Annotated in this window: 11 protein-coding genes; 2 read left to right on the top strand and 9 right to left on the bottom strand. The window is 45.5% G+C overall.

The window, feature by feature from the left end; all coding sequences use genetic code 11:
• From J7J62_00385 to J7J62_00395, 3 genes are all read right to left on the bottom strand, one after another.
• Positions 1-674: hypothetical protein (locus J7J62_00385; GenBank protein ID MCD6123616.1), on the bottom strand; the 674-nt coding region annotated here is incomplete at its 3' end.
• Positions 675-1616 carry a 1-phosphofructokinase gene (pfkB, locus tag J7J62_00390; protein ID MCD6123617.1) on the bottom strand — a complete coding sequence of 314 codons (942 nt, stop codon included), beginning with the start codon at positions 1614-1616 and terminating at the stop codon, positions 675-677. It abuts the gene before it with no gap.
• Between the two features lie 10 nt (positions 1617-1626).
• A complete protein-coding gene (locus J7J62_00395; GenBank protein ID MCD6123618.1) occupies positions 1627-2379 on the bottom strand; it encodes a PrsW family intramembrane metalloprotease in 753 nt (250 codons plus the stop codon).
• Positions 2380-2572: 193 nt separating this feature from the next.
• Here J7J62_00395 and J7J62_00400 point away from each other — a divergent pair, with 193 nt between their 5' ends.
• Complete coding sequence (locus J7J62_00400; protein ID MCD6123619.1) at positions 2573-3019, top strand: nuclear transport factor 2 family protein; 447 nt, start codon at positions 2573-2575, stop codon at positions 3017-3019.
• 104 nt (positions 3020-3123) lie between these two features.
• Here J7J62_00400 and J7J62_00405 read toward each other — a convergent pair whose 3' ends face one another.
• Complete coding sequence (locus tag J7J62_00405) at positions 3124-4530, bottom strand: V-type ATP synthase subunit B (GenBank protein MCD6123620.1); 1407 nt, start codon at positions 4528-4530, stop codon at positions 3124-3126.
• A gap of 102 nt (positions 4531-4632) precedes the next feature.
• Here J7J62_00405 and miaB point away from each other — a divergent pair, with 102 nt between their 5' ends.
• Complete coding sequence (gene miaB / locus J7J62_00410) at positions 4633-5937, top strand: tRNA (N6-isopentenyl adenosine(37)-C2)-methylthiotransferase MiaB (GenBank protein MCD6123621.1); 1305 nt, start codon at positions 4633-4635, stop codon at positions 5935-5937.
• Between the two features lie 72 nt (positions 5938-6009).
• On the opposite strand, the gene J7J62_00415 is transcribed toward miaB, so the two are convergent.
• The 5 genes from J7J62_00415 to J7J62_00435 form a co-directional block, all read right to left on the bottom strand.
• The gene (locus J7J62_00415) at positions 6010-6912 is read right to left on the bottom strand and encodes an arginosuccinate synthase (GenBank protein MCD6123622.1); all 903 of its coding nucleotides are present in this window, start codon (positions 6910-6912) and stop codon (positions 6010-6012) included.
• A gap of 16 nt (positions 6913-6928) precedes the next feature.
• Positions 6929-8035, bottom strand: a complete 1107-nt coding sequence (locus J7J62_00420) for a DegT/DnrJ/EryC1/StrS family aminotransferase (protein ID MCD6123623.1) — start codon at positions 8033-8035, stop codon at positions 6929-6931.
• Positions 8036-8038: 3 nt separating this feature from the next.
• Positions 8039-9136 (bottom strand): glycosyltransferase family 4 protein, encoded by a 1098-nt coding sequence (locus J7J62_00425; protein ID MCD6123624.1) that lies wholly within the window; start codon positions 9134-9136, stop codon positions 8039-8041.
• On the bottom strand, positions 9133-9537 hold the full coding sequence (gene cdd / locus J7J62_00430) for a cytidine deaminase (protein ID MCD6123625.1): 405 nt from the start codon (positions 9535-9537) through the stop codon (positions 9133-9135). Before cdd ends, J7J62_00425 begins: the two co-directional genes overlap by 4 nt.
• A 126-nt stretch (positions 9538-9663) precedes the next feature.
• The coding region (locus tag J7J62_00435; GenBank protein ID MCD6123626.1) for a CCA tRNA nucleotidyltransferase at positions 9664-10488 on the bottom strand (825 nt) is incomplete at its 5' end.

Raw genomic sequence — 10488 nt, forward strand, 5'->3', positions numbered from 1 at the left:
ATATAGAATACGGTGGAAAGGTAATATGCGTAACCAGTTGGCAGCTCTTCCCACAGTGGTTTCTTTATTCCAGCCTCAGCCCACAACGAAAGGAAGTCGAAATCACAGGCTACCATAGTTCCGTAAAGTTCCACATCCTTGCCGTCTTTGGGTTTTATTTTGGCGTATTCCTGCCCCAATTGCAACTTCCACGGCTTGAAAACCACCTGACCGCCTCTTACCAGCGCGTCATCATCCCAGCGAGCAAGACCGTTGAAACCTACGACATCTGCGCTCGGAAGCTTTAGTTTGAGGTATGCACCGTCGACATGATGGTCGATGTCAATATTGTATTGGCGGACAAGATTAAGAATAAGTCCCTGACCGAGAATAGTTGTGAAACTCCCAGCAGTGAATTCGAGATTTTTAAGGTAAAGACTGAACCAATAGCTTTCTATAGCTGATTTTATGGTATCAGTTCCCGTCTCACGGAAAAGCTTTGACGGCTGCTGTGCGAGGTATTGCAGCCCTGTCGTGAAATTACTCCAATCTACACTTAAGAAAAGTCTATTTTCGAAGTGGGAATGTCCCTCCCAGACTCCACGATAGTCGAGCCAATCCCGCACCGCTATAGACTGTGAATGCGCTATACTAAAGCATGCGAGGACAAGAAAATATAGCAAAAGTCGTCTCATCTACCCTCCAACATCACTTATTTTTTTAACTACTGTATTAGCTAAAATATTATTAAAATCGTTAATGTCAATCGTTGCTGTTCCGTCAGTTAATGTCGATGCTGTTCCGGCAGCAGCACCGCGCCTTATAACCTCCTCAAACGGCATCCCTCGCTCAAGAGCAAGAACCATAGCTGCTACAGCCGAATCGCCTGCGCCGACTGTGCTTTTTGCTTCGACCCTCGGCGGTATAGCGTGGTAGGAACTCTCTTTTGTCACCCCAATAAGCCCGTCAGACCCCATGGATACGGTAACAACATCCACAAACTTTAAAAGCTCTTTCGCTGCTTTTATAATCTCTTTAATAGAACTAAGTTTGTCCCCGCAAAATTCCGAAAGTTCCACAAGGTTTGGTTTTACCATAAATGGCGTCGCCAGAAGCCCCTTTTTTAATGGTTCTCCATATGTATCAAGTATGACTTTTGCTCCCTGTGACTCAAATGTTATTATCAGTTGCTCGTATATTATTGGGTCAACACCCTCGGGAACGCTTCCAGAAATAACCACGAAGGTTGGTTTGGGCTTTAATGAGCGGCACTTTTGCATAAGCTCTGCGACCTCCTGCGGACGAATTTCCGGACCACGAAAGTTCAAACGATATTCGCCGCCGTCATCAAGGCTGTGTATTATTACATTAACTCTCGTTTCGCTCTTTGTCCAAACGAAGTTGCACGCTATGCCTTCATTAAGCAGCCTGCCCTCCATCTCCATCCCAGCGTAGCCCCCTAAAAATCCGAGTGCTATGCTTTGTCCGCCAAGCTTTTTTATGACCCTCGATACATCTATTCCTTTCCCGCCAGCGTAGTGCTCCTCGCGGATAACTCTTATACTTTCATATTTTATAAGTTTCTCCACATAGACTGTTCTATCCAGCGCTGGATTTAATGTTACTGTATAAATCATCTCAACTCCCCTACGCTGTTTCGTTCATGTCGTCGTATTTATCGAGCTCGTCTTCCTCAGGATGTGGATTGTATGGTGATATGGCTTCAGATTTTTTGATGTGTTTATGCATAACATACCAAAGAAATAATGTAAGCGGAATAACGCAAAAAGCGAGAGGAATTCCTATGTTTTCTCCGAAAACCGATGGTGATATAAGCAGGAAGTTATACGCGCCATGAGCGAGCGCAGCCAGAATAAGCCCGTAGAGAGCTAATTTTTTAGCTACTTTTGGATGGAATTTGCCCCGTCCAAGACCATAGCCCCATAGCGTAGAAAAAACTACATGTCCAAGTGTAGATAGGGGACCTCGAAGCAGTATAACATGCGCGCCAAAACGAAGCATGTAAAAGAAATTCTCCAGCGAGGCAAAACCGACCGCTGCTGCTGAGGCGTAAACGATTCCATCGACTGGTTCGTCGAATTCTTTGTTAAAATATATGACGAAAAGCACCACGCTGAACTTTATTACCTCCTCCACCGCACCAGCTATGAACCACGCGCTTCCTATAGCCTCATAAATTGTGGTTGCGTATCCCGTTAACCCGAATACCATTCTCAACCCGAGTTCGATCAATATTGTAGGTAAAACCGCGAAGAAACCGCATATGAAAACTATAGCAACATCACCAAGAGGTTCGGGTTCAAACCTGTCGCTTTTGTAAACATACCATAACCAAAGAATTCCGGGAAGAAGGGCCAAGATGAAGATTAGCACAACCATATTATTCCCTTTCTAATTTCACAATAAAAATAGTTCATAAATATAGTTTTGCACTATCTTTTTGTAGAATTTGAGTTCAATTAGGGCACTCGAAAACATGATTTTTTTATTTTTTCAAAATTTTTGCTTGTTTTTTATACATTTGTTGTTTACAATCACAGCAACCCATACTCAACTAAGTAAGGAGGAAACGATGGGTGGACTTAAGCATGTGGCGTTTGTCCTGGCTGTGGTGTTTTTTCTGTGCAGCTTCAACTTTGCCATTGCCAAGGGAAAAGTAAGCGGTGAAGAACTCGTGCGGGATTTCTGGAAAAATATGGCCGAAGGAAATATAGAGGCGCTCAAAAATACCATGGCAGACGGATTTCAGTCCATACACCAAGATGGTGCTCGTAGCAAAGAAGAAGAGCTCAAACTCATAGAAAACCTACAACTCGGTGAATATAAACTTGATAATTTTAAAACCACAAGTTACAAAAACATAGTAATAGTCACTTACACGGTGGCAGTTACCCACGAAACCATTGATGGCAAGCCTATGACAACTAAGCCCATGCCTCGAATGACCATATTTGCTATAGAAAAGAAAGGATACAAGATACTTGCTCATGCCAATCTTGAAGAAATAAGCAGCAAATAAAATCATCACGGCAACTCTTAGAACTGCATAATCGGCTTTTCTGGCGGATTTGCCAAACATTATTTATATAATTTGGTATCTGATTTTAGTGGGGATATAGAAACTCATTTAGCCTCTACGGTCTCGGCTGGTTCTTCTTTGCGGAATTTTTTCATGTATTTTTCGAGGAATTCTTTCCTTATTCGTTTCAACTCCATGTCGGGGAATACCGATAGCAATTTCCAGCCAAGGTCAAGCGTTTCTTCTATAGAACGGTCGGTATATTCGCCCTGCCCGATGTAAACTTTTTCGAATGTTTCTGCGAATTCATAGTATTTTTTGTCCATTTCAGTCAGGGCAGCCTCACCAAGAATAACTGATAGCTCTCTTGCCTGCACACCTCGCGCATAGGCGGCATAAAGCTGGTTAAAAATATCGTCATGGTCCTCACGGGTTCTCCCAGGACCTATGCCTTTCTGACGGAGTCGTGAAAGCGACTGCTGAACATCAATAGGGGGCATTATGCCTTTCCTGTGAAGTTCGCGCGAGAGCACTATTTGCCCCTCGGTAATGTATCCGGTAAGGTCCGGGATAGGGTGCGTTTTGTCGTCCTCGGGCATGGTGAGAATGGGGATAAGCGTTATCGACCCATCGCGTCCTTTTATTCTTCCTGCGCGCTCGTAGATGGTTGCGAGGTCGGTATAAAGATAACCAGGGTAACCCCGTCTCCCCGGGATTTCTTTTCTCGCTGCGGAGACCTCCCGCAACGCCTCACAGTAATTAGTCATGTCGGTAAGGATAACGAGCACATGCATTCCCTTGTCAAATGCAAGATATTCGGCGGTAGTTAAAGCCATCCGCGGGGTCGATATTCTTTCAATCGCAGGGTCGTCGGCAAGATTCAGAAATAGGACCGCCCGCTCAATCGCTCCTGTCCTCGTGAATTCCTCTTGGAAATACTGTGCCTCCTCGAATGTTATCCCCATAGCACCGAAAACCACCGCAAACTGCTCACCAGTTATTACCTTTGCCTGACGAGCTATTTGTGCAGCGAGTCTGTTGTGGGGGAGCCCTGACCCGGAGAATATCGGCAACTTCTGGCCTCTGACCAGAGTGTTAAGCCCATCTATTGCCGAGATACCCGTCTGAATAAACTCCCGGGGGAACTCTCGTGCGTAGGGATTTATAGGCGCACCGTTTATATCAAGCTTTTTTTCAGGGATAATTTCGGGACCGCCGTCTATGGGGCGACCAGTGCCGTCAAAAACTCTTCCAAGCATATCCAGGGAGACACCGAGCTCGATTCCTTTGCCGAGAAACCTTATTCTTGACTGCGCGAGGTCAACACCCGTGGCACCCTCGAAAAGCTGCACGAGAGCTCTATCGCGGTCAACCTCGAGGACCTTGCCACGCCGCTTTGAACCATCGGGAAGGGTTATTAGAACCAGCTCCTCGTATTTGGCGCCCTCAACACCCTCAACGAGCAAAAGCGGACCTGCTACTTCCCGTATTGTCGTGTATTCTTTATACATAATTTTCCAAAAATTATTTTAAATGCGTTTTATGTCAAGTTTGAATTGAAAAATATTTAAGATGAATTAATTTCGCTCTGAGGATAGAAATCAATTTCAGGCATGAAGAAGAAATTTCATATAATAACATATGGTTGCCAGATGAACAAATACGACTCTATGGCGATAACCGAGCGGCTAATGGAGCTTGGGCATGTTCCTACGGAAGATGTGGGTGAAGCGGATGTAATAATAGTTAATACTTGCGCTGTGCGCGAACACGCGGAAAAAAGAGCGCTGGGAAGAATAAGAAACCTTCTTGGGCTGAAAAAGTCGAACCCTGAGCTTAAAGTTGGCATCATAGGCTGCGTTGCACAGGAATATGGGGAAAAGCTTTTTGAGCTAATTCCGGAGCTTGACTTCGTGGTAGGAACCGAACAACTGGACAAAATAGAGGAAATAGTAAGCGGAAGATTAGGATGTGGCGTTTTCGTCGAGTCGAGGGAAGATTTTCTGGGGGTTTCAGCGCCTGCTCACATTGAAAGCGGTCAGGTAAGTTCTTTCGTAACCATAATGCGCGGGTGCAATAACTTTTGCTCCTACTGCATAGTCCCGTTCGTCCGTGGGCGCGAAAGATATCGTCCCCCCGAGCTAATAATTGATGAGGTAAGAAGAGCGGTAAGACTCGGAGTTAAGGAGATAACCCTTCTTGGCCAAAATGTTAACTCTTATCGCTTCAATGACCTCGACTTCGCCGACCTTCTCCGGCTCATTGCGAAAACAGAGGGGCTAAAAAGGCTTAGATTTGTAACGAATCATCCGAAGGACTTCACGACAAAAATACTCGATGTCGTGGAAGAGTTTGAAGACAAAATACCACCAGCATTTCACCTTCCTCTTCAGAGTGGAAGCGATAAAATTCTTTCAGCAATGAATCGCAAATACACGCTGTCGCAATACATGAAACTCGTCGAGCAGATTTATGCTCGCTTTCCCAAGGCTGCTATAACTACCGATATAATAGTTGGTTTCCCGGGCGAGAGTGAAGAGGACTTTATGGCGACCATACGGGCTATGGAAGAGGTTGAATTTGCGGGAGTATTTTCGTTCAAATATTCTCCGCGCCCCGGTACGGCAGCAGCAAGACTTCCCGATGATGTCCCTGAGACAGTGAAACTTGACCGACTTAAAAAGGTTATCGAGCTCGGCATAAAACTTGCGGAGAAGTATTCCCGAAAATTTATAGGCACCAAACAGTCCGTTCTCGTTTTGGGAAGAGATAAAAAGCGTCCCGACATGCTTCGCGGAACCGCACCATCGGGAAGAACAGTAGTTTTCCCAAAAACCGACGAAATCAATCCCGGTGACATAGTCACAATAAAGATTAGCGATGCGAGCGCGTGGGTATTATTCGGCGAGAAGGAATAATGCGCACTATTATACTTCGAGCTTCTCAGCAGATGAGCCGAAAAACCTAATTTTTTTTATAGCAAAGCGAAATTACCCCTTTCTTATAAGCTCTTTAAGCCTACAAAATGCGCATACATCGCCTGCGGTCGTGGGATAACCGCAAATTTTGCACCTTTTAAGCTCAGGTTTCCTTGCCTGTCCCGATATTATGGGTGATATTTTTTCGTAAAACCCTGTGACGAACCGCTGTTTGGTCCCCGGCATGTCGTGCTCAATAAGGTTTAGGATGTGCTTGTAGAATTGTGAGCTTGCTCCTTTCGAAAAAGGGCATCTGCTTCTGTCAAAACCTATTCGCATAACCACAGCATAGGCTAAAGTTTCGTACTCCGAGCAAAGCACCAAAGGTTTCACCTTCCGCACGAAACCGTCCTGCTCGGGCAGCACAGGGTACTGGCGAGCAAGATACTGCGGATTCCAATCCATTATGTTTCCGAAAAGCGTGGCAGCCTCGTCGTCGAGATTATGGCCGGTAACGAGCACATCAAATCCATTTTCGAGCGCAAACTTATTCAGAATGTAACGCCTAACCATGCCACAAACCGAGCATGTAGGTTTCCTCGTAAAATTCCTCGCTTCAGGGATTGTCGCGCCAAGGTAGTCCTTTACATCAAGCACCGCTAATTTTAGCTTGTTTTCGCTGGCGAAGCTCTCAACCAGCCTCTGTGCGAGGTCTGAATTCGGCACAATACCAAGGTTTATGAACACACCTGTGACATCGTAACCAAGCCTCTTAAGGGCAAGCCATGCCGATAACGAGTCCTTTCCACCGGAAACCCCAACGAGGATATTGCTCCCCCTCCCGAACATCTTGAAGCGCCTTATAGCCCTTTCTACCCTGCGTTCGAAGAACTCTACGAAATGCTCCACACAGAAAGCAGTATTATGCGATTTAAGCTTTATAACAGCGGTTTTTCCGCATACCCTGCACTTCATGGGATTATCTTGGAAGTTATTTAAAAAATTCCCTTATCGAATAAGCGACATATTCGAGCTCACTGCTCGTTAGTTCGGGGAATATCGGCAACGAAAGAACCTGAGAGCAAAGCAGCATGGTGTTCGGAAGCTCGGAATCATCATAATTTCCAGCAAAAGGTTCAAGTCTGTGAACGGGCACCTCATAATAAACCATCGTTTCAATCCCCTTGCTGGCGAGGAATTTCCTTAGTTCGTCCCGTCTTCCATCGAGCACCCTTATAGTGAATTGGTTGTATGTGTGAAACAAACCGTCAGGTTCTTTGGGCAGAGCTATCTGTTCTATATCACTCAGCATTTCACGATATTTCTCTGCATTACGACGCCTGAGATCTATAAATGTTTGGATGTAACCAAGTCTTACCGTAAGCACGACCGCCTGAATAGCATCCAATCTTGAATTGTAGCCGAGCATCTCGTTCCGATACTTTTTTATTGAACCGTGGTTTCTTAGTTTTCTCGCCTTCGTTGCCAATTTCTCGCTGTTTGTTGTTATTGCACCGCCGTCGCCTGCGGCAGCCAGATTCTTGGTCGGAAAGAAGCTGAATGCTGCCATGTCTCCGAAAGAACCGGCTTTTATGCCATTGCATGCCGCACCTGTTGCCTGCGCTACATCCTCTATAACGAATATTCTCTTTTGATCAGCGAGTTCCATTATCTCGTCCATTGGCGCCGAAAGCCCGAAAAGATGGACGGGTATGACTGCCTTCGTGGCTTTAGTAAGCTTTTTAGCTATATGCTCCGCCGTAATATTCATGGTCTCGATATCCACATCGGCGAAAACCACTTTTGCACCCACATTCGCCACGGCCTCTGCAGTAGCGTAAAATGTGAACGATGGCACGATGACTTCATCGCCGGGACCGATACCCAATGCTCTGAGACTTATTACCAGCGCGTCGGTTCCAGAGCCAACGCCCACAGCGTACTTCGTTCCGATAAACTCAGCGAACCGTGTCTCAAATGTTTGAACTTTGGGACCCAGTATATACTGCCCGCTCTCAAGCACCGAAAGAACCGCTGCCTCGAGCTCGTCCGAAAGCATCTTGGTCTGCTCGGCTATGTCGAAGAATTTTACCCTCATGAACTACAGCTTGGCCACTTTTTTATATACCTCAATGGTCTGGAACGCCGTTTTCTGCCAGCTAAATCTTTTCGCCCATTCTTTTCCGCGTTTGATAAGATTTTTTCTTAATTCCTCGTCCGTTACTATTTTAACTATGGCATCAGCGATTTTCTCCACATCGAATGGGTCCACTGTTATTGCTGCGTCGCCAACCACCTCCGGAAGCGGTCCAGCATCGGACACCAGAACAGGGCAACCACAGCACATAGCCTCAAGCGGCGGCAACCCGAAACCCTCGTAAAGCGATATAAAAACCAACGCTCTCGCCCCGGAATAAAGGTATGGCAACTCCTCCGCTTTAACCTCCCCAATGTGTATGACGCCCTCGAAACGCATTAGTTTTTCAACATCCTCTTTTGCGCGAAGCCCTTCAAGCTTACCCGTCAGAACCAACCGTGCTCGTATTCCCTTTTTCCTTGCTATGGAGTATGCCTCAGCAAGCCTTTGAAGGTTCTTGTGGGGTTTTAGGTTTCCCACATAAAGTAGGTATCCTCCCGGTTTCAGCCCGTATTCCGAAAGAACTTGTTTTACTGCATCAGGGGAGCGTCTGCTAAAAAATTCTTTGTCAACACCCTGATGAATAACCGTTATCTGGTTCACGGAAAGCCCCAAAATTTCTTTTGCTCTTGAGGCTGTGAACCACGATGGGCATATTACCTGAGTTGCCGACTTTATTCTGCCAGATACCAACTTGAGATAAATTTTTCCTCGCCAGTCGGGGATGTATTCCGGATGGTCCCAGTGGAGCATGTCGTGAAGCGTGACCACAAGCTTTTTTCGCCACAAAATGGGCACATTATGATGCGGGATATGAAGGATGTCAGCACCTTTCGCAGCAAAGGGTATGCACAACTGCTCTGATACAGAATATATTGGTGCGTTGGTTTTTCTTATATTGCCAAACTTTTCTCCGAAATGAGCAACAATTTTGTCGGGGTTGCCAAGAAGAGTTAACTCAATGTCCTCTATAGTTTCCGGAAAATTTTTCAGCAGGTTGAAAATATATGTCCCGATGCCCGATGCTTCAAGCATCCTGGCGTCAAAAGCTACTCTCATCATTTTCCACCCAACCTGAAAGGTTTAGGAAGGAGCTCGAAAAGTTTGGTTTTTACTACTTTCTTCCCTTTTTCGTCAGCTATTATTATCGGCACATCGCCTTCTGCGAACTCGGCTATAGCCTGTAAACAGGCACCACAGGGATAAGCGATTTTTTCGGCTACTATTGCTAAAGCTTCTATTTTTTTCTCGCCACTGCTTATTGCATTGTGTATAGCCACTCTTTCAGCGCACATCGTAAGCCCGAAGGAACTGTTTTCTACATTGGCACCAACAAATATTTTGCCGTCCTCGCAAAGCACGGCAGCCCCAACCTTAAAACCCGAATAAGGCGCATATGCGTTTTTCCGCGCTTCACGAGCATGCTCGATAAGTGTGCGAAGTGTTCCATCGTCAATTCTCATAGCCAGTGAAATTAGGGAAAAAGTTTTTGTTTTGCAACTATAAATAATCAAGGTTGAGACATAGGATTTTTTGAGGGATTATTTACTTTGGAGTTGGTAGGGTTGCGGGACAAATTTTTCATATGGTTAAATCAATTTTTTTGCCATATTAAGAGCTTCAGTTGTGCTTTTTATTTTGCCTGCAAGCTGGGCGAGCCTTATTTGGGCGAGCACCTGTTTTAACTTTTGACCTTTCAGACCGAGTGATGATAGCTCATTACCGCTTATGAGCGGTTTTGCCCCTATTTTAGGGTATTTTCTCAGTATTTCCTCGGCTTTTTCGGAAAGTTCAGGGATGAATCGAGCTAATGCTATCGCGTCCTCAAACTGTAATGAATCAAGTATTTTTACTTTCTCAGGCGCGGAAAGTTCTTCGAATTTTTTAATTTCGGATACTATTCTCGCGATCTCAAGTATGTCGGTTCTTAGCTTGTGTGGGAATTCAATTCTTTCAGCTAATTTGCTCATCTTCTCAGGCAAACTTTGCGCATCATCGTAGAAGAACATTATCCATAAAGATTTCTGCGGCAGTGCAATAGACGCTGCTTTAAGCTCGTTAGTATTATCCTTTGGCGATGGGAATATGTCTCCCCATAGGTGTTCCCACAAGTTGAACTCGAGCAAAAGTTTTTTCAGTTGTGCAGGCTTTTCCATTCCTTTGGAAAGTTCTCTCCAAAGCCACTGTGGTGAAAGGTCTGCTACGAGTGCTGAAAGCATTCTTATCGCTTCCGCAGTTTTTTGCTCGATCTCAAAGCCAAGCTGTGCGGCGAACCTTACCGCTCGAAGAATCCTCAGGTGGTCCTCTATGAATCTTATTTGGGGGTCTCCTATTGCGCGGATTGTTTTTGAGAATAGGTCGCCCATCCCGTCGAATGGGTCTATTATCGCTGGCACCGAGGGGTCGAGTGCTTG

The organism is bacterium, from assembly GCA_021159335.1.
Classification (GTDB): domain Bacteria; phylum UBP14; class UBA6098; order B30-G16; family B30-G16; genus JAGGRZ01.

Coding starts and splice junctions, on each gene's coding strand:
- pfkB (MCD6123617.1), bottom strand. CDS start 1,616: ATGATTTATACAGTAACATTAAATCCAGCGCTGGATAGAACAGTCTAT.
- J7J62_00395 (MCD6123618.1), bottom strand. CDS start 2,379: ATGGTTGTGCTAATCTTCATCTTGGCCCTTCTTCCCGGAATTCTTTGG.
- J7J62_00400 (MCD6123619.1), top strand. CDS start 2,573: ATGGGTGGACTTAAGCATGTGGCGTTTGTCCTGGCTGTGGTGTTTTTT.
- J7J62_00405 (MCD6123620.1), bottom strand. CDS start 4,530: ATGTATAAAGAATACACGACAATACGGGAAGTAGCAGGTCCGCTTTTG.
- miaB (MCD6123621.1), top strand. CDS start 4,633: ATGAAGAAGAAATTTCATATAATAACATATGGTTGCCAGATGAACAAA.
- J7J62_00415 (MCD6123622.1), bottom strand. CDS start 6,912: ATGAAGTGCAGGGTATGCGGAAAAACCGCTGTTATAAAGCTTAAATCG.
- J7J62_00420 (MCD6123623.1), bottom strand. CDS start 8,035: ATGAGGGTAAAATTCTTCGACATAGCCGAGCAGACCAAGATGCTTTCG.
- J7J62_00425 (MCD6123624.1), bottom strand. CDS start 9,136: ATGATGAGAGTAGCTTTTGACGCCAGGATGCTTGAAGCATCGGGCATC.
- cdd (MCD6123625.1), bottom strand. CDS start 9,537: ATGAGAATTGACGATGGAACACTTCGCACACTTATCGAGCATGCTCGT.